The organism is Klenkia terrae, assembly GCF_037083865.1.
GTDB classification, from domain to species: domain Bacteria; phylum Actinomycetota; class Actinomycetes; order Mycobacteriales; family Geodermatophilaceae; genus Klenkia; species Klenkia terrae.
This window is the reverse complement of the sequence record NZ_JBAPLV010000025.1, coordinates 1-18,774: the sequence shown is the minus strand read 5'-3', so window position 1 is coordinate 18,774 and position 18,774 is coordinate 1. Positions and strand designations below refer to the sequence as shown.

Below are 18,774 nucleotides of genomic sequence, written 5' to 3'. Positions count from 1 at the left end.
TCAGAGCTTCGAGCCGACGAGCGAGGTGAGGTCGACCAGCCGGTTGGAGTAGCCCCACTCGTTGTCGTACCAGCCGACGACCTTGACCTGGTTGCCGAAGACCTTGGTCAGGCCCGAGTCGTAGATGCACGACGCCGGGTCGGTGACGATGTCCGAGGAGACGATCGGGGCGTCGGTGTAGACCAGGTACGGGGCCAGCGGGCCGTCGGCGGCGGCCTTGTAGGCGGCGTTGACCTCGTCGACGGTGACCTCGCGGGACAGCGTGACGGTCAGGTCGGTGGCCGAGCCGGTCGGGACCGGGACGCGCAGGGCGTAGCCGTCGAGCTTGCCCTTGAGCTCGGGCAGGACCAGGCCGATGGCCTTGGCCGCACCGGTCGAGGTCGGGACGATGTTCAGCGCGGCGGCGCGGGCGCGGCGCAGGTCCTTGTGCGGGCCGTCCTGCAGGTTCTGGTCGGCGGTGTAGGCGTGGATCGTGGTCATGAGACCGCGCTCGATGCCGAAGGCGTCGTTGAGCACCTTGGCCAGCGGGGCCAGGCAGTTCGTGGTGCAGGACGCGTTGCTGATGATGGTCTGCGAGCCGTCGTACAGCTCGTGGTTGGCGCCCATGACGATGGTGATGTCGTCGTCGGTCGCGGGCGCGGAGATGATGACCTTCTTGGCACCGGCCTCGACGTGCTTGCGGGCGTCGGCGGCCTTGGTGAAGAAGCCGGTGGACTCGATGACCACGTCCACGCCCAGGTCGCCCCAGGGCAGGTTGGCCGGGTCGCGCTCGGCCAGCGCGGTGATGGTCTTGCCGCCGACGACGATGCCGTCCGCGGTCGAGGAGACCTCCTCGGGGAACTTCCCGAGGACCGAGTCGTACTTGAGCAGGTGCGCGAGGACGTCGTTGCTCGTGAGGTCGTTGACCGCCACGATCTCGATGTCCTGGCCGCTGGCGGCGACTGCGCGGTAGAAGTTGCGGCCGATCCGACCGAACCCGTTGATGCCGACCCGTACCGTCACTGGGACCTCCGTGGGTGCGATGTGTGATGTCCATCCGGGGGTCGCGCAGGGCGCACGACACCGCCTCGCACAGAACCCTAGCGGCCTGCCCCAGGAGCGCGAGAGCTGCCCGTCCTCGCAGGTCAGGCGGTCGACAAGACGTCGCGGACGTCTGCACCGGCGTCCCCGGCCACCACGACGCGGTCCCGGCCGCCGCTCTTCGCCCGGTAGAGCGCCCGGTCGGCCCGGGCCAGCAGGTCGGCCGCACCGCGCCCGCCGTGCCGGGCCACCGCGACCCCGGCGCTCAGCGTCACGGCCAGGACCCCGTCGGGCACCGGGTGCCGCAGGGCACCGACCCGGGCCCGCACCGTCTCGGCCCGGGCGAGCGCCTCGGCCTCGTCGGCGCCGGGCAGCACCAGCACGAACTCCTCGCCGCCGGCCCGGGCGACCGTGTCCCCGGTCCGGGTGCCGGCCCGCAGCTCGGCGGCCACCGCGCACAGCACGGCGTCCCCGGTGCCGTGGCCGAAGCGGTCGTTGACGGACTTGAAGCGGTCCACGTCGACCAGGACGACGGCGACCGGCAGACCCTCGTCCACCGACCTGGCGAGGTCGTGGAGCAGGGCGCGGTCCAGGTGCCGGCGGTTGTGCAGGCCGGTGAGCGGGTCCCGGACGGCCTCCTCGGCCAGCGTCGCCCGCAGCCGGTCGATGGTGGCCACCTGCTCGGCCAGCTGCTGGGCCAGCCGGCGCAGGTCGGCCTCCCGGAGCTGGGCCTCGGTGACGTCCCGGACCACGGTGACCCGCCCGATCCGTCGTCCGGCGGAGGCGACCGGGACCGACTGCACGTCCAGCCAGCGCCCGGGCGCCGCCTCGACCACGGCCCGGCCGGTCGAGTAGGTGCCGTCGGCGCCAGGGCCGTCGGGGAGCACCGCGTCCAGCAGGTCCGGCCCGGTGAGCTCCCGCAGCGGACGGCCCAGCAGGGTGGCCCCGGCCCCGGGCCGCAGCGCGGTCAGCAGCGCCCGGGCAGCCGGGTTGAGGTCGATGACCCGGCCGACGGCATCGGTGACCAGCACGCCGTCGGTCATGGTCTCGACCACCTGGTCGCGGGCGACGGGCACGACCGCCAGCAGGCCGAGGCGGAGGATCGCCCACCCGGCGACCAGGCCGGTGACGATGAAGAACAGCGGCGTCAGGTCCACCACGCCGCTGCCCTGCATGCCCACGGTGAGGACGAGGTTGCCCGCGGTCGGCGGGAGCGCCGAGGCCAGCAGGACGGCGGCCTGGCGGCGGACGACCTGCGGACCCCGCAGGGCGGTCCGGGCGAGCCGGAGCAGGCCGAGTGCGATGAACGCGTAGCTGTAGGCGGAGTGCGCGGCGAAGAGCGGTCCGCCGATCATCTGCACCGCGCCGGCGGGCGCGGTGAGGTCGGTACGGCCGAAGACCAGGTCGGTGGTCGCCGGCAGGCTGCTGCACACCGCGAGCAGCACCGGCTCGACGGCCACCAGGGCCACCAGCCAGCGGCGCGGCCGCCACCCGGGGTCGGCCAGCACCCGGCTCAGCGCGAGGAAGCCGACGACGGTGGCGCCCACGGCCAGGAAGATCGCCGGGAAGCCCGCGGCCCGGACGGCCGGCGGGACGGGCGCCAGGACCAGCCCGACGGCCAGGCACCAGACGCTGACCCCGACGAGTACCAGGGCGAGGGCCCGGGCGGCGGGGTTGTCCCGGCGGCGGCGCCAGGCGACCAGGGCGACCGCGGCGGTGATGATCGGGGCGAGGGCGAACACGAGCACCCAGACGGTCCCCCGCACCTGGCTCCCCCGTCCGCCGCCCGGTCGCGACGTCGGCCGGGGTCACCCCCTGCTTCGGCACCCCCGGGCCCGGCGGGGAGCCGGCGGACGGCGGTCGTGACCCGGGCGGGTGAGGACCCGGGTCAGGGGCCGATCATGTCGTCGGTGACGACGGACTCGGTGTCCGGGATGCCCAGGTCCTTCGCGCGCTTGTCGGCCATCGCCAGCAGCCGTCGTATCCGGCCGGCGACGGCGTCCTTGGTCATCGGCGGGTCGGCCCGCTGGCCCAGCTCCTCCAGCGACGCCTGACCGTGCTCCAGGCGCAGCCGCCCGGCGACCAGCAGGTGCTCGGGGGCCTCGTCGGCCAGGATCTCCAGGGCCCGCTCGACCCGGGCGCTGGCCGCGACCGCGGCCCGCGCGGACCGGCGCAGGTTGGCGTCGTCGAAGTTGGCCAGCCGGTTGGCCGTCGCCCGGACCTCCCGGCGCATCCGCCGCTCCTCCCAGGTGAGCACGGCCTCGTGCGCGCCCATCCGGGTGAGCAGCGCGCTGATCGCGTCGCCGTCGCGGACGACCACCCGGTCGGCGCCGCGCACCTCCCGCGCCTTGGCCGCGATGCCCAGCCGGCGGGCGGCACCCACCAGCGCCATCGCCGCCTCGGGGCCGGGGCAGGTCACCTCCAGGGAGGAGGACCGGCCGGGCTCGGTGAGCGAGCCGTGGGCCAGGAACGCCCCGCGCCAGGCGGCCTCGGCGTCGTTGAGACCGCCGGAGACGACCGCCGGCGGCAGCCCGCGCACCGGCCGGCCCCGCTGGTCGACCAGGCCGGTCTGCCGGGCGAGGCCCTCGCCGTGCTTGGCGATGCGGACCAGGTAGCGGACGCCGCGGCGGATGTTGCCGCCGGCCAGCACGCTGACCCCGCTGGTGTAGCCGTAGACCTCGCTGATGTCGCGGCGCAGGCGGCGGGCCACGGAGCCGGTGTCCAGCTCGGCCTCGATGACCACCCGTCCGCCCACGATGTGCAGCCCGCCGGAGAAGCGCAGCAGCGCCGTCACCTCGGCCTTGCGCTCGGAGGTCTTCGTGCACTCCACCCGGGAGAGCTCGTCCTTCACCATCGCCGTCATCGCCATGCGCTGCCCCACTCCCCCTCGACCCGTCCGCCCCGCACCGGGCACGCGGGGTGCCTCGCGGTGGTGGCGGTGGGGACCGTCGATGTCCGATCCTGCCGCACCCGGGACCGGCGCGGCATCACCGGGCACCTGCTCCGGGAGCTCCGCGCAGCGCCGAGGCCAGCGCCCCGGTCAGCAGCTCCGGGTCGTGCCGGGGCGGTCCGTCCGCTGCCGCCACCGGCGCCAGCACCAAGGTCGCGCCGCATCCCTGCACAGCTGACAGCAGACCACGGCGGTCAACCACCGCATCCGCATCGGCGATGACGGTGTGCAACGGCACGCCCTGCAGGTGGTCCTGCAGCACCCGCAGGTGCTGCTCCGGGGAGAAGTCGTCCGTCTCGCCCGCCTGCGGTTCCAGGTTGAGCACGACGACCACCTGGGCCGAGCTCGCCGCCAGCGCGGCGCGCAGCCGCGGCACCAGCAGGTGCGGCAGGACGGAGGTGTACCAGGACCCCGGGCCCAGGCTGACGACGTCGGCGCGGGCGATGGCGGCCAGGACGTCGGGGTGCACCGGGGGGTCGGCGGGGGTGACCCGGATGGAGCGGACCCGGTCCGGGCTGGCCGCGATCGCCACCTGGCCGCGGATGTGCCGGGACCGCTGGGGGTCGTCGGGGTCCACGGTGTCCACGATCGCCACCAGGTCCAGCGGGACGTCGGCCATCGGCAGCACCCGCCCGCGGGCACCCAGGAGGTCGGCGAGGGTGTCCAGGGCCCGCACGGCGTCCCCGCCGTGCATCTCGGTCAGCCCGGTCAGCACCAGGTTGCCCACCGGGTGCCCGGCCAGCACGCCGCTGCCGCCCAGCCGGTGCTGCAGCAGGGTGGCCATCTCGCGGGTCCGGGGCTCGTCGCCGGCCAGCGCGGCCAGCGCCATCCGGAGGTCGCCGGGCGGCAGCACCGGCATCTCGCGCCGGATCCGCCCCGAGGAGCCGCCGTCGTCGGCCACGGTCACCACCGCGGTCAGCTCGCCGGCCAGCGGGCGCCAGGCGGCCAGCGCCGCCGCGAGGCCGTGCCCGCCGCCCAGCGCCACGACGGACGGCCCGGACGCCGTGGGTACGGATGCCTCGGGGCCGGGCACCGCAGCTCCCGGCGCGGCGGGTCCTGGCGCCGCAGGTCCCGGCGCCGTGGTCACTCGCGACCCAGGTCGCGGTGCCGGGCGTTGGCGGTGACGCCGTCGGCGGACAGCCGCCGGGCGAACTCCTCGGCGATGGCCACCGACCGGTGCTTGCCGCCGGTGCAGCCGACCGCGAGGGTCAGGTACTTCTTGCCCTCCCGGCGGTACCCGGGGACCAACAGCCGCAGCACGTCCAGGTAGCGGTCCAGGAACTCGGTGGCGTCGGCCGCACCGAGCACGTGGTCCCGGACGGCGGCGTCCTGGCCGGTCAGCGGCCGGAGCTCGGGCACCCAGTGCGGGTTGGGCAGGAACCGGGCGTCCACGACCAGGTCGGCGTCCAGCGGCAGGCCGTACTTGAACCCAAAGCTGAGCACGGTGGCCGTCAGCTCCGGCACCGCGCCCTCGCTGAGGAAGGCCGCCTCCAGCGTGGCGCGCAGCTGGTGGACGTTCAGGTCGGAGGTGTCCACCCACAGGTCGGCGTCCCCGGCGATGCCGGTCAGCAGCGCCCGCTCGGCGGCGATCCCGTCCGACAGCCGCCCGGAGCCCTGCAGCGGGTGCTCCCGCCGGTTGGACTCGTACCGGCGGACCAGCACCTCGTCCCGGGCGTGCACGTAGACCACCCGCGGCCGGTGGCCCGCGTCGGTCAGCGAGCGGATGGACTCGGCGAGGTCGCTGGAGAAGGCCCGGCTGCGCACGTCGACGACGGCGGCGAACCGGCGGACGTCGCCGCGGGCACCCAGCTCGACCATCGGCGCCAGCAGGGCCGGCGGCAGGTTGTCCACGACGAAGAAGCCGAGGTCCTCGAGCACCCGGCCGGCGCTGTTCTTGCCGGCGCCGGACAGACCGGTGACCACGACGACCTCAAGCGGTCCCGCGGCGGCCGGGTCAGCGGGCGCGTCGGCGGCGGTCGGGGTGTCGGCGGCCGGGTCGGCGGCGGTCGGGTCGGCGTCCGCGGCGGGCAGCTCGGTCACGGGGCGGCTCCGGTGGTCTGCGGGACTGTCGAGCCGCCATCATCCCCAGTCGGGGTCGGGTCGGCGGCGGGGGGCTCCTCGCCCACCGCGGAGAGCACCGCCTCCGCCGTGCGCCGACCGATGCCGGGCACCCGGGTGAGGTCCTCGACGGATGCGGCCCGCAGCCGCTTGAGCGACCCGAACTCCTTCATCAGCGCCTTCCGCCGGGTGTCGCCCAGCCCTGGCACGTCGTCGAGCAGCGACACCAGCATCCCGGCGGAGCGCTTCTGCCGGTGGTACGTGATGGCGAACCGGTGGGCCTCGTCGCGGACGCGCTGCAGCAGGTACAGCGCCTCGGAGGTGCGCGGCAGGATGACCGGGTCGGGGTCGTCGGGGAGCCACACCTCCTCCATCCGCTTGGCCAGGCCGCAGACGGCGACGTCGGTGATGCCCAGCTCGGACATCGACCGCGCGGCAGCCGCCACCTGGGGCTGGCCGCCGTCGACGACCAGCAGGTTCGGCGGGTAGGCGAACCTGCGGGCCCGGCCCTCCTCGGCGGCGACGCCCTGCTCGTCGCGCCGGTCCTCCTCGTCCTTGAGGTGCCGGGCGAACCGGCGCCGGACGACCTCGGCCATGGCGGCGGTGTCGTCGGTGCCCTGCGCGACCTGGAACCGCCGGTAGTCGCTCTTCTTGGCCAGCCCGTCCTCGAAGACGACCATGCTGGCCACCACGTTGGTGCCCTGCACGTGGCTGACGTCCATGCACTCGATGCGCAGCGGCGCGTCGGGCAGGTCGAGGGCCTCCTGCAGCTCCGACAGCGCCAGGGACCGGGCGGTGAGGTCGCCGGCGCGCTTGACCCGGTGCCGGGCGAAGGCCTCCTTGGCGTTGCGCTCGACGGTCTCCATCAGCGCCCGCTTGTCCCCCCGCTGGGGCACCCGCAACGACACCCGGGACCCGCGCAGCTCGCTGAGCAGCTCGGCGTAGACGTCGGCCTCGGCCGGCAGCTCGGGCACCAGCACCTCGCGGGGCACCGCCTCGCCGGCCTCGCCGACCCCCGTCTGCTCGTCGACGCCGCCGTAGACCTGCAGCAGGAACTGCTCGACGAGCTCCCCGGTGCCGACGTCCTCGACCTTGTCCAGGATCCAGCCCCGCTGGCCGCGCACCCGGCCGCCGCGGACGTGGAACACCTGGACGGCGGCCTCCAGCTCGTCCTGGGCGAAGGCCACCACGTCGGCGTCGGTGCCGTCGCCGAGCACGACGGCCTGCTTCTCCAGCGCCCGGCGCAGCGCGCCCAGATCGTCGCGCAGCCGGGCGGCGCGCTCGTACTCCATGTCCTCGGCCGCCTGCGCCATCTGCTTCTCCAGGCGGCGGGTGATCTGCTCGGTGCGGCCGCCCATGAAGTCGCAGAAGTCGTCGACGACGGCCCGGTGCTCCTCGGCGGTGACCTTGCCGACGCACGGCGCGGAGCACTTGCCGATGTAGCCGAGCAGGCAGGGCCGGCCGATCTGGCCGTGCCGCTTGAAGACCCCGTTGCTGCAGGTGCGGGCGGGGAAGACCCGGGTCAGCGTGTCGAGGGTCTCGCGGATCGCCCAGGCGTGGGCGTAGGGGCCGAAGTAGCGGACGCCCTTGCGCTTGGGACCGCGCATGACCTGCAGCCGGGGGTACTCCTCGTTGAGGGTGACCGCCAACGAGGGGTAGCTCTTGTCGTCCCGGTACCGGACGTTGAACCGGGGGTCGAACTCCTTGATCCAGTTGTACTCGAGCTGCAGCGCCTCGACCTCGGTGCCGACGACGGTCCACTCGACCGACGCCGCCGTGGTGACCATCTGCCGGGTGCGCGGGTGCAGCCCGGCGATGTCGGCGAAGTAGCTGTTCAGCCGCTGGCGGAGGCTCTTGGCCTTGCCGACGTAGATGACCCGCCCCGAGGGGTCGCGGAACTTGTAGACCCCCGGGGACTCCGGGATGCTGCCGACCGCCGGTCGGTACGTGGACGGGTCGGCCATGGCTCCAGGCTAGGTCGGGGGTCGGACATCGGTGGTGCTCCGCAGGCCCCCTCGGGGCCTGCGGAGCAGCGGGCCTCAGCCGACGACGACCTCGGTGACGGCGTCGGTCGCGGGCTGGGCGGCGGCCACCTTCTTGCGCGGCTTCTTCTTCGCGGCCGCCTCCATCCGCGCGGGGTCCAGGATGTTCGCGAGGAACTTCCCGGTGTGGCTCTCCGGGATGCCGGCGATGAGCTCGGGCGTGCCCTCGCCCACGACGGTGCCGCCGCGGAAGCCGCCCTCGGGACCCATGTCGATCAACCAGTCTGCACTCTTGATCACGTCGAGGTTGTGCTCGATGACGATGACCGAGTTGCCCTTGTCGACCAGACCCTGGATGACCAGCAGCAGCTTGCGGATGTCCTCGAAGTGCAGCCCGGTGGTCGGCTCGTCCAGGACGTAGATCGTGCGTCCGTTGGACCGCTTCTGCAGCTCGCTGGCGAGCTTGACCCGCTGGGCCTCGCCCCCGGACAGCGTGGTGGCCGGCTGGCCGAGCCGGACGTAGCCCAGCCCGACCTCGGTCAGCGTGGTCAGGTACCGGGCGATGCTGTTGATGGGGGCGAAGAACTCCGCCGCCTCCTCGATGGGCATGTCGAGGACCTCGGCGACCGTCTTGCCCTTGTAGCGGACCTCGAGGGTCTCCCGGTTGAACCGGGCGCCCTTGCAGACCTCGCAGGGCACGTACACGTCGGGCAGGAAGTTCATCTCGATCTTCAGCGTCCCGTCGCCGGAGCACGCCTCGCAGCGCCCGCCCTTGACGTTGAAGCTGAACCGGCCGGGCTGGTAGCCGCGGACCTTGGCCTCCTCCGTGGAGGCGAACAGCTTGCGGATCGCGTCCCACACACCGGTGTAGGTCGCCGGGTTCGAGCGCGGCGTGCGGCCGATCGGCGACTGGTCGACGCCCACCACCTTGTCCAGCTGCTCGAGGCCGGTGATGGTGCGGTGCCGGCCGGGGACCATGCGGGCGCGGTTGAGCTGGTTGGCCAGCACGGTGTAGAGGATGTCGTTGACCAGGCTGGACTTGCCCGACCCGGACACCCCGGTGACGGCGACCAGCATGCCCAGCGGGAAGGTGACGTCCACCCCGCGCAGGTTGTGCTCGCGAGCGCCCTTGACCACCAGCTCACGGCCCGGCGTGCGGGGCCGGCGCTGGGCCGGGATGACGATCTCCTTGCGGCCGGACAGGTACTGGCCGGTCAGGGACCGCTCGCTGGCCAGCAGGTCCTCGTAGGTGCCCGAGACGACGACCTCGCCGCCGTGCTCGCCGGCCCCGGGACCGATGTCGACGATCCAGTCGGCCTGCTTGATGGTGTCCTCGTCGTGCTCGACGACGATCAGGGTGTTGCCCATGTCGCGCAGCCGGACCAGGGTCTCGATCAGCCGGACGTTGTCCCGCTGGTGCAGCCCGATGGAGGGCTCGTCGAGCACGTAGAGCACCCCGACCAGGCCCGAGCCGATCTGGGTGGCCAGCCGGATCCGCTGGGCCTCGCCGCCGGCCAGGGTCGCCGCGGGTCGGTCCAGGGAGAGGTAGTCCAGCCCCACGGAGACCAGGAACGACAGCCGGGCCTGGATCTCCTTGAGCACGCGGTCGGCGATGGCCCGCTCGCGCTCGCCCAGGGTCAGGGCGGCCAGCCACTCGGACGCGTCGCCGATGGACAGGCCGGTGACCTCGGCGATCGACCGGCCGTCGAGCTTGACCGCCAGGATCTCCGGCTTCAGCCGGGTGCCGTGGCAGACCGGGCAGGGCACGTCGCGCATGTAGCCCTCGTACTTGTCCCGCATGAACTCCGAGTCGGTGTCCTCGTGCCGCCGCTCCAGGAACGGCAGGACGCCCTCGAAGGCGGCGTAGTAGCTGCGCTCGCGGCCGTACCGGTTCTTGTAGCGGACGTGCACCTGCTCGGGGGAACCGTGCAGCACGGCCTTCTGCACCTTGGCCGGCAACTTCTCCCACGGGTCCTTCATGGAGAAGCCGAGCTGGTCGGCGAGGCCGCCGAGGAGCCGGGTGAAGTACTCGTTGCTCATCGAGCCGGCCCAGGGCGCGATCGCGCCGTCGCCCAGGCTCTTCTCCGGGTCGGGCACGACCAGGTCAGGGTCGACCTCCTTGCGGGTGCCGATGCCGGTGCACTCGGCGCAGGCGCCGAACGGGGAGTTGAAGGAGAACGAGCGAGGCTCCAGCGCCTCGAAGCTCAGGCCGTCGTCGATGCAGGCCAGGTGCTCGGAGTAGGTGCGCTCGCGGCCCGGGTCGTCCTCGTCGAGGTCGACGAAGTCCAGGAGGACCAGGCCGCCGGCCAGGCCCAGGGCGGTCTCGACCGAGTCGGTGAGCCGGCGCTTGGCGCTCTCCTTGACGGTGAGCCGGTCGACGATCACCTCGATCGTGTGCTTCTCCTGCTTCTTGAGCTTGGGCGGCTCGGTGAGGGAGTGCACGGTGCCGTCGACGCGCACGCGGGAGAAGCCCTGCGTCTGCAGCGACGAGAAGAGGTCGACGTACTCACCCTTGCGGGCGCGGATGACGGGGGCGAGCACCTGGAAGCGGGTGCCCTCGGTCATCTCCAGCACCTGGTCGACGATCTGCTGCGGGGTCTGCCGGGCGATCGGCTTGCCGCAGTTGGGGCAGTGCGGCTGGCCGGCGCGGGCGTAGAGCAGGCGCAGGTAGTCGTAGACCTCGGTGATGGTGCCGACGGTCGACCGGGGGTTGCGGTTGGTCGACTTCTGGTCGATGGACACCGCCGGGGACAGGCCCTCGATGAAGTCGACGTCGGGCTTGTCCATCTGGCCCAGGAACTGGCGGGCGTAGGCCGACAGCGACTCGACGTAGCGGCGCTGGCCCTCGGCGAAGATCGTGTCGAAGGCGAGGCTGGACTTGCCCGAACCGGACAGCCCGGTGAACACGATCATCGCGTCCCGGGGCAGGTCCAGGTGGACGTCCTTGAGGTTGTGCTCGCGGGCGCCGCGGACGACGAGCCGGTCCATAGGGGTCCCTGTCTGTGTGGTCGCTGTCGGGGGGCGCAGCCGGAGCTGCCGTGCTGGCGCGGGCGAGGGCTCAGCCCGGGCCGGCGGGGTCGAAGACGGGGGCGTGCCGGCGCCAGGGATCGCGGCGCTCCAGCTCTGCCGCGAGCCAGAGTAGTCGCGTCTCGGCACCCGGGGGGCCGACGAACTGGACCGCCAGCGGGGTCCCACCGGCCCGTCGCCCCGCCGGTAGGACAAGGGCCGGGAGGCCCGCCATGTTCCACGCCGAGGTCCACGGCGCCCACCGTGCGTTGGCCGTCACGTTGGCCAGCCAGCCGCGTTCGTGCCAGGGCCGGGCGGCCAGCGGCGGGCCGGTGACGACCGGGGTGAGCAGCACGTCGACACCCGGGTCGGCGGACTCCGCCGAGCCGGCGAACCACGCCGTCGACCGCTCCCGGAACGCCGCGGCGGTGGCCGGCCGGACCAGCCCGAGCCGGCGCACCAGCCGGCCCAGCCGGGCGTGGGTGCGCGTCCGCGGTTCCAGGGCGTGCCGGTCGGCACCCAGGTGCTCGGCGTCGTCGGCGGCGCCGGCCACCCAGCGCGCCAGGACGGCGAGCGCGGCCGCCGTCGGCACCGGCGGGTCGCGCCGGACGACGGTGTGGCCCAGGGCGCGGAGCTGCTCGACGACGGCCTCGACCGCGGCCCGGCCCTCGGCGTCCAGGCGGGTGCCGGGCACCGGGGACCGGGTGGAGACGGCGATCACCAGCGCGGCTCCGTCGTCGTCGACGGGCTCGGCGACCACGCCGTCGGCGAGCACCGCGTGCGCCACCGCCAGGTCGGCCACCGTGGTGGCCAGGGCGCCGTTCTCGGCCATGCCCGACCAGGAGTCGGCGCCGAGACCCGCCGGCACCACCCCCGTCCCGGGCTTCAGGGTGACCAGCCCGCAGGCGGCGGCGGGCAACCGGAGGGACCCCATGCCGTCGTTGCCGTGCGCCAGCGGCACCCCGCCGGAGGCCACGGCCGCGGCGCTCCCGCCTGACGAGCCGGCCGGCGACAGCGCGGTGTCCCACGGGTTGCGGGTGACCGTGCCGGGGCCGTCGGTGGCGGCGAACACGCAGAGCTCGGGCACCCGGGTGATCCCGACGACGACCGCACCGGCGGCCCGCAGCCGGGCGACCACGGGGTGGTCGGCCGGAGCGACCACGGCCGGTGCCGCAGCGGTGCCGTCGGTCGCCGTCTCCCCCGCCACGGCCACGTTGTCCTTGACCGCCACCGGGACGCCGGCCAGCGGCAGGCGCGCGCGGTCGGGCCGGGCGTCGACCTCGGCTGCCTCGGCCAGCGCCGCGTCGTGCCGGAGCACACGGTAGGCACCGATCCGGGCCTCGACCGCGTCGATGTGCGCGAGGTGTGCCCGGACCACCTCGACAGCGCTCAGCTCGCCGCTGCGGACCCGGGCGGCGAGCTCGGTCGCGGGCAGCCCGACCAGCTGCCGGACGACGCCGGTTCTGCTCATCGAGTCCATGGGTCGAACCTAGACGGACCCTCCGACAGTTCGGCCTGCCGCGGTTGGACTCAGTCGGTCGGCGCGGCGGGCGAGCCCGGCACGGGCACCGGGCCGAGGTAGTCGACGGTGTAGTCGGACACGGCCAGCTGTCCCAGCTCGTAGTCCGAGGAGCAGACCAGCGTCTGCGGACCCGGCAGCGCGGTCACCGTCCGCAGGCCGGTCCCCGAGAACGCCGGCGTCCCGGCATCGACGGGCTTGAGGTCGACGGTGACGACGGCGATCTCGCTCTCCGACCCGGGGATCAAGGCCCCGGACTCGTCGAAGCAGAATGCGATGCCGGGGCCGGTGAGATCAAAGCTCTCGCCGTCGAACGTCCCCGTGTAGGTGACGCCGCTGCTGACGTCGACTGTGCTCTGGCACCCCGACGCGGTGCACTCCGACGTGACAGTCCACGTCAGGACCCTGGTGTCCCCGACCGGGAAGGCGGGCACGGCGGACTCCACCACGGTCGAGGTCGCCTCGTACAGCCCGTCGGGGAGGGCGGCCCGCAGCGACTCCACGGCGGCCGCGCTGGCGGAGGCGGCGGAGGCGGCGGAGGCGGCGGAGGCGCTGGCGGAGGCCTCCGCGCTGGACGCCGAGGCGATCGACTCCGCCGCCTGGCTGGTCCGCAACGCCTCGTCGTCGGCGGCGCTGCGCACATCCGTCTCGTCGTCCCCGCCGACCAGCAGGAACGTCACCACCCCGGCGACGACCACGGCCGCCGCCCCGACCGCCAGCAGGGAACGCCCGGCCGTCCAGCCGCCCGAGGCCGCCGCAGCACCCGCCGCGGCCACCCCGGCGACCACGGTGCTGCCGCCCCCCGCTGTCACCGGGGCCGCCGTCCCGGTCAGCGCTGCACCCGCGCCCCCCACCACCGCCGTGAGCGCGGACCGGCCCAGCCAGCCCGGGCCGTAGGTGCGCTGCGCGGCCTCCTCCAGCTCGGCCAGGAACGCCGCACCGTCGGCCGGCCGGGCCGCGGGGTCCTTGGCCAGCGCACGGTCCAGCAACGCGGCCAGGTGCGGCCCGTGCCCGGTCAGCGCCGGCGCCGGCTCGGACACGTGCGCCCGGAGGACGGCTGCGGCGTCCCGGTGCGGGAAGACCGGTCGCCCGGTCAACAGCAGGTGCAGCACCGCAGCGGCCGAGTAGACGTCGGCGGCCGGTCCCACCCCGGCTCCGCGCACCGCCTCCGGGCTGCTGAACGCCGGCGTGGCCGTGGCGCCGCTCTCCCCGGTGCCGCGGGCCGACCCGAAGTCGGCGAGCTTCGCCGTCCCCGCCCGGTCGAAGACCACGTTGCGGGGCGACAGGTCCCCGTGCACCAGGCCCAGGGTGTGCACGTGGGCCAGCCCGGTCAGCGCGCCGCGCAGCACGCCCAGCGACTGCTCGGGGGTCAGCGAGCCGTGCGCGACGAGCACGTCCTCGAGCGTGGGCCCGTCGACGAGTTCCTGGACCACCCAGGTGTCGGCGCCGTCCTCGACCACCTCCACCAGGCCCACCACGTTCGGGTGCGCAGCCCGGGCCAGCACCTCGGCCTCCCGGCGCAGGTCGGTGGTGCTGCCCGCGGCCCGCGGCGCGGCGACCTTGATCGCCACCTCCTGCCCGGACCCGACGTGGGTGGCCCGGTGCACCGTGCCTGCGCCGCCGCTGCCCAACGGCTCGCCGACCAGGTAGTCACCGATGCGGGTCCCTGGCTGCGTCGTCATCGTGGTGTCCTGTCGGGGGGCGGCCCTCGTCGGCCGAGGGAGCGGAACCTAGTGATCGGGGTCCCCGGACGGGTGGTCCCGCACAGCCGTCCACCAGGCCGGGCGGCGCGCCGGAGCCGGCGGCCGAGGACCGGTGACCCTGCGTCACACAGGCCGTTGACCTGCGGCTCCTCGGCGCCCATCCTGCTGCCGTGGTCGGCGACGACGGGTGGCGACGGCGCACGCTGCCGGCGGACCTGGAGCACGTCCGGGTCCTCGGCAGGGGCGGGTTCGGCGAGGTGGTGCTGGCCCGCCAGGTCGCGCTGGGTCGCCTGGTCGCCGTCAAGCGCATCCACGCCGGCGGCTGGGCCGGCGACGACGACCTGCGCCGGTTCCGACGCGAGGCCCAGGTGCTCGCCCGGCTCGACCACCCGACGGTGGTCCGCGTCCTGGACCTCCGCACCGACCACGGCGACGCGCTCCTGGTGATGGAGTACGTGCCGGGTCGGTCGCTGGACCAGTTGCTGACCGAGGGCCCGCCCCCGGTCCCGCTCGCCCTGGCCGTGCTGCAGGACGTCGCCACCGCGTTGGCGCTGGCCGCCGACCACGGCGTGGTGCACCGCGACGTCAAGCCGGGCAACGTCTTCCTCACCGGGGACGGCCGGGCCAAGCTCGGCGACTTCGGCCTCGCCCGCGTCACGGCCGACCCAGGGTTGTTCCGGACGTCGGACGGCGGCGTGCGCGGCACCCCGGCCTACATGGCCCCCGAGACCGGGCTCGGTGGCCAGGAACCGGGCCCCGCGGCGGACGCCTACGCGTTCGCCGTGCTGGCCTTCGAGGTGCTCACCGGCCGGCTGCCGTTCCTGGCCGACGACCCGCTCGCGCTGTGGGCCGCGCACGACACGGCCACCCCGCCCGCGCCGACCTCGGTGGCCCCGCACCTGCCGCCCGCGGTGGACGACGTCCTCCTCGCCGGGCTGGCCAAGGACCCGGGGGCGCGGCCGGCCCCCACAGCCCTGGTCGCGGGCCTGACCACCGCCCTGGCCGGCGCGCCCGCTGAGGTCCCGGCACCGCGGGGTCGCTCGGCGGCGCCGGTCACCGTCGTCACCACGCCCGGCACCCCGGCGCCCGATGCGGTCGCCGCCCTGCTGCAGGGCCGAGCCGGCGCACCGCTCCCCCGCCGGCGCCGGGCCACCGGGCGGGGACGGCGCACGGCCGCGGCGGTGCTCCCGGTCGTGGCCGCGCTGGCCGCCGTCCTGGCCGTCCGCTGGTGGCAGCAGCCCGACGAGCCCGAGCCGACCCCCTTCGCCATCACCTCGTCGGCGGTCGAGCTGTCCCGCGACGACGGACGCTGCCCGGGCACTGACTACCGGGCCACCGCCACCCTGCGGACCAGCGGGACCGCGGGCCGCCTGCAGGCGGTGTGGACGCTGCCCGACGGCCGCACGCAGACCAGCGCCGACGTCGCCGTGGAGTCCGGCCAGAGCACCGTCGTGCTCGTCCTGGACTTCCGGCTCACCGGCAGCGACCCGGTGGTGGCCCCGGCCGTGCTGACCGTCAGCGGGTCGGCGGAGGTCCGGACCAGCAGCCTCGACGTCCGGTACTCCTGCTGACCGCCCGCGGCGTCGTTAGCCTGGGCCGGCCCGCCGCACCGCCCGACCAGGAGGACACCATGACCAGCGACTACACCGGCGACGTCGAGGTCGGCGGGCCCGCGCAGACCCGCGACCTGGGCGCCCTGACCGTCACCAAGCTCGCGGTCAGCGAGATGGCCAACAACGCCTACCTGCTCATCTGCACCGCCACCGGGGACGGCGTCCTGGTCGACGCCGCCGCCGAGCCGGACGCGCTGCGCGACCTGGTCGGCGACACCCGGCTGACCGCCGTGGTCACCACGCACGGCCACTGGGACCACCACCGCGCGCTGCCCGAGGTGGTCGCCGCCAGCGGCGCCGCGACCATGGCCCACCCGGCGGACGCGGCCGACCTGCCCGTGCCGGTCAGCCACCCCGTCGACCACGGCGACACGGTGGCCGTCGGCGACCAGGTGCTCGACGTCGTCCACCTGCGCGGGCACACCCCGGGCTCCATCGCCCTGGTCTGGCGCGGCGGCGAGGCCGGCAACCACGTGTTCACCGGCGACAGCCTCTTCCCCGGCGGGGTCGGCAACACGCAGAAGGACCCGGCGCGCTTCGCCCAGCTGCTCGACGACGTCGAGGCCCGGCTGTTCGGCACGCTGCCCGACGAGACCTGGGTCTACCCCGGGCACGGCAAGGACACCACCATCGGCGCCGAGCGCCCCCACCTCCCGGAGTGGCGCGAGCGCGGCTGGTGAACCCCGACCGGGGCCGGTCGACGCCGGCCCCGCTCCGGCCTCAGCTGCGGTGCTGCAGGTACCAGTCGATGAGCGCCTTCGTGGAGGAGTCCTGGGACTCCAGCGCCGCGGCGTCGCCGGTGAGCGCCGGGGCGATCTGCAGCGCCAGCTGCTTGCCCAGCTCGACGCCCCACTGGTCGAAGCTGTCGATGCCCCACACCGCGCCCTGGGTGAAGGTGATGTGCTCGTAGAGCGCGATCAGCTGGCCGAGCACCGACGGGGTCAGCGACGGCGCCATGATCGAGGTGGTCGGCCGGTTGCCGGAGAACACCCGCGCCTGGACGACGTCCTCCGCGGTGCCCTCGGCCCGCACCTCCTCGGCCGTCTTGCCGAAGGCCAGCGCCTTGGTCTGGGCGAAGAAGTTGGCCATGAACAGCGCGTGCACGTCGGTGCCGCCGTCGGACAGCGGGTGCTGCGGCGTGGCGAAGGCCAGGAAGTCCGCCGGGATCAGCCGGGTGCCCTGGTGGATCAGCTGGTAGAACGCGTGCTGGCCGTTCGTGCCGGGCTCGCCCCAGAACACCTCGCCGGTGTCGGTGGTGACCGCCTCGCCGTCCCAGCGCACGGACTTGCCGTTGCTCTCCATCGTCAGCTGCTGCAGGTAGGCCGGGAACCGGTGCAGGTACTGGCTGTAGGGCAGCACCGCGTGGGTCTGCGCGCCGAGGAAGTTGACGTACCAGACGTTCAGCAGGCCCATCAGCAGCGGCACGTTGCGCTCGAGCGGGGTGGTGCGGGCGTGCTCGTCCACGGCGTGGAAGCCGGCCAGGAACTCGGCGAACCGCTCCGGCCCGATGGCCACGGCCAGCGAGGTCCCGATGGCCGAGTCGACCGAGTACCGGCCGCCCACCCAGTCCCAGAAGCCGAAGGCGTTCTCGGTGTCGATGCCGAAGTCGGCCACCTTCTCCAGCGCGGTGGAGACGGCGACGAAGTGCTTGGCGACGGCGGACCGGCGGGCCTCGTCGGCGTCCTCGACCGCGAGCCCGTCCCACAGCCACTGCCGGGCCAGCCGGGCGTTGGTCAGCGTCTCCAGCGTGCCGAAGGTCTTGGACGCCACGATGAACAGGGTGGTGGCCGGGTCCAGGTCCTTCGTGGTCTCGGCCAGGTCGGTCGGGTCGATGTTGGACACGAACCGGCAGGTCAGGCCGTCCTGCACGTAGGCCTGAAGGGCCTCGTAGGCCATCACCGGGCCGAGGTCGGACCCGCCGATGCCGATGTTCACCACCGTCTCGATCCGCTGGCCGGTGACCCCGGTCCACTCCCCCGACCGGACCTTCTCCGCGAACGCGTAGACCTTGGCCAGCTCGGCCTGCACGTCGGCGTCGACGTCCTGGCTGTCGACGGTCAGCGGGTCCAGCCCGGCCGGCCGGCGCAGCGCCGTGTGCAGCACCGCCCGGTCCTCGGTGACGTTGATGTGCTCCCCGGCGAACATCGCCCGCAGCCGGTCCTGGACGCCGGTCTGCTCGGCCAGCTGGCGGAGCAGGTCCAGCGTCTCGTCGGTGACCAGGTTCTTCGACAGGTCGACGTGCAGGTCGGCGACGTCCAGGGTGAGCCGCTCGGCCCGGCCCGGGTCGGCGGCGAACCAGCCGCGCAGGTCGGGGGTCTGGGCGTCGCGGTGCGCCCCCAGCGCCGACCAGGCGGCGGTCGTGGTCGGGTCGTGCGAGGCGGCAGCCACGTCAGCTCCAGGGGGATCGGGGATCGTCGTCCCCGACGCTAGGGCAGGCCGGGATCAGCCGCGCGCGCGGCTGGAGCCCGATGCCGACCCGCGGCCGCCGGTGGCCGTGCGGAGGTCGCGCTGGATCTGCCGCAGCAGCTTCAGCTGCTCGTCCACGTCGGCGGCGAGCTCCTCCTGCTCCTCGTGCGTGAAGTCGTCGTGGGTGCGGATCACCACCGCCGCGATCCGCCCGACGATGACGCCGATGCCGATGATCCCGGCGAACATGGTCAGCACCGCGATGACCCGGCCCGGGATCGTGGCCGGGGACAGGTCGCCGTACCCCACCGTCGTGGTGGTCACGAAGGCCCACCACACCGAGTCGCCGAACCCCCAGTGCTCCAGCCGGCTGACGCCCACCGCCGAGGCCAGCACCGCGCCCAGGTACACCCCGATCGCCAACGGCGTGCGGTTGGCGCACGCGATCAGCCCGTCCACGACCCGTGTCATCCGGCTCCTCCTCGTCGTCCCGGACCCTGGCTGGTCGGGCACGCAG

Annotated in this window: 13 protein-coding genes; 2 read left to right on the top strand and 11 right to left on the bottom strand. The window is 74.4% G+C overall.

Annotated elements, in window-relative coordinates; translation table 11 throughout:
* From gap to UXQ13_RS18860, 9 genes are all read right to left on the bottom strand, one after another.
* Entirely contained in the window at positions 1–1,002 is a 1,002-nt protein-coding gene (gene gap / locus UXQ13_RS18900) for a type I glyceraldehyde-3-phosphate dehydrogenase (RefSeq protein WP_225236095.1), read from the bottom strand.
* 122 nt (positions 1,003–1,124) lie between these two features.
* Positions 1,125–2,786 (bottom strand): histidine kinase N-terminal 7TM domain-containing diguanylate cyclase, encoded by a 1,662-nt coding sequence (locus tag UXQ13_RS18895; protein WP_336392735.1) that lies wholly within the window; start codon positions 2,784–2,786, stop codon positions 1,125–1,127.
* Between the two features lie 122 nt (positions 2,787–2,908).
* Positions 2,909–3,883 carry a DNA-binding protein WhiA gene (gene whiA, locus UXQ13_RS18890; RefSeq protein WP_455428533.1) on the bottom strand — a complete coding sequence of 325 codons (975 nt, stop codon included), beginning with the start codon at positions 3,881–3,883 and terminating at the stop codon, positions 2,909–2,911.
* A gap of 124 nt (positions 3,884–4,007) precedes the next feature.
* Positions 4,008–5,003: a gluconeogenesis factor YvcK family protein gene (locus tag UXQ13_RS18885; protein WP_336392734.1), complete on the bottom strand. Its 996-nt coding sequence runs from the start codon at positions 5,001–5,003 to the stop codon at positions 4,008–4,010.
* A 50-nt stretch (positions 5,004–5,053) separates the two neighbouring features.
* Entirely contained in the window at positions 5,054–6,010 is a 957-nt protein-coding gene (rapZ, locus tag UXQ13_RS18880) for an RNase adapter RapZ (RefSeq protein WP_336392733.1), read from the bottom strand.
* Positions 6,007–7,992, bottom strand: coding sequence for an excinuclease ABC subunit UvrC (uvrC, locus tag UXQ13_RS18875; protein WP_336392732.1), 1,986 nt, complete (start codon positions 7,990–7,992; stop codon positions 6,007–6,009). The genes rapZ and uvrC overlap by 4 nt, the downstream gene beginning before the upstream one ends.
* Before the next feature lie 75 nt (positions 7,993–8,067).
* Entirely contained in the window at positions 8,068–10,998 is a 2,931-nt protein-coding gene (gene uvrA, locus UXQ13_RS18870) for an excinuclease ABC subunit UvrA (RefSeq protein ID WP_225235398.1), read from the bottom strand.
* Between the two features lie 70 nt (positions 10,999–11,068).
* Positions 11,069–12,487, bottom strand: coding sequence for an amidase (locus UXQ13_RS18865; protein WP_336392731.1), 1,419 nt, complete (start codon positions 12,485–12,487; stop codon positions 11,069–11,071).
* 59 nt (positions 12,488–12,546) lie between these two features.
* Positions 12,547–14,217 carry a serine/threonine-protein kinase gene (locus tag UXQ13_RS18860; protein WP_336392730.1) on the bottom strand — a complete coding sequence of 557 codons (1,671 nt, stop codon included), beginning with the start codon at positions 14,215–14,217 and terminating at the stop codon, positions 12,547–12,549.
* A gap of 191 nt (positions 14,218–14,408) precedes the next feature.
* On the opposite strand from UXQ13_RS18860, the gene UXQ13_RS18855 reads away from it, so the two are divergent.
* On the top strand, positions 14,409–15,809 hold the full coding sequence (locus tag UXQ13_RS18855) for a serine/threonine-protein kinase (RefSeq protein WP_336392729.1): 1,401 nt from the start codon (positions 14,409–14,411) through the stop codon (positions 15,807–15,809).
* A gap of 59 nt (positions 15,810–15,868) precedes the next feature.
* Positions 15,869–16,531, top strand: coding sequence for an MBL fold metallo-hydrolase (locus tag UXQ13_RS18850; protein ID WP_336392728.1), 663 nt, complete (start codon positions 15,869–15,871; stop codon positions 16,529–16,531).
* 40 nt (positions 16,532–16,571) lie between these two features.
* On the opposite strand, the gene pgi is transcribed toward UXQ13_RS18850, so the two are convergent.
* Both pgi and UXQ13_RS18840 read right to left on the bottom strand, forming a co-directional pair.
* Positions 16,572–18,239 carry a glucose-6-phosphate isomerase gene (gene pgi / locus UXQ13_RS18845; RefSeq protein WP_336392727.1) on the bottom strand — a complete coding sequence of 556 codons (1,668 nt, stop codon included), beginning with the start codon at positions 18,237–18,239 and terminating at the stop codon, positions 16,572–16,574.
* Between the two features lie 54 nt (positions 18,240–18,293).
* Complete coding sequence (locus UXQ13_RS18840; RefSeq protein ID WP_336392726.1) at positions 18,294–18,728, bottom strand: potassium channel family protein; 435 nt, start codon at positions 18,726–18,728, stop codon at positions 18,294–18,296.
* Positions 18,729–18,774 lie beyond the last annotated feature (46 nt).

What these genes read in the sequence shown, in the direction of transcription:
- whiA (WP_455428533.1), bottom strand. Translation starts at nt 3,883, where the DNA reads ATGACGGCGATGGTGAAGGACGAGCTCTCCCGGGTGGAGTGCACGAAG.
- uvrC (WP_336392732.1), bottom strand. Translation starts at nt 7,992, where the DNA reads ATGGCCGACCCGTCCACGTACCGACCGGCGGTCGGCAGCATCCCGGAG.
- uvrA (WP_225235398.1), bottom strand. Translation starts at nt 10,998, where the DNA reads ATGGACCGGCTCGTCGTCCGCGGCGCCCGCGAGCACAACCTCAAGGAC.
- UXQ13_RS18865 (WP_336392731.1), bottom strand. Translation starts at nt 12,487, where the DNA reads ATGAGCAGAACCGGCGTCGTCCGGCAGCTGGTCGGGCTGCCCGCGACC.
- UXQ13_RS18860 (WP_336392730.1), bottom strand. Translation starts at nt 14,217, where the DNA reads ATGACGACGCAGCCAGGGACCCGCATCGGTGACTACCTGGTCGGCGAG.
- UXQ13_RS18850 (WP_336392728.1), top strand. Translation starts at nt 15,869, where the DNA reads ATGACCAGCGACTACACCGGCGACGTCGAGGTCGGCGGGCCCGCGCAG.
- UXQ13_RS18840 (WP_336392726.1), bottom strand. Translation starts at nt 18,728, where the DNA reads ATGACACGGGTCGTGGACGGGCTGATCGCGTGCGCCAACCGCACGCCG.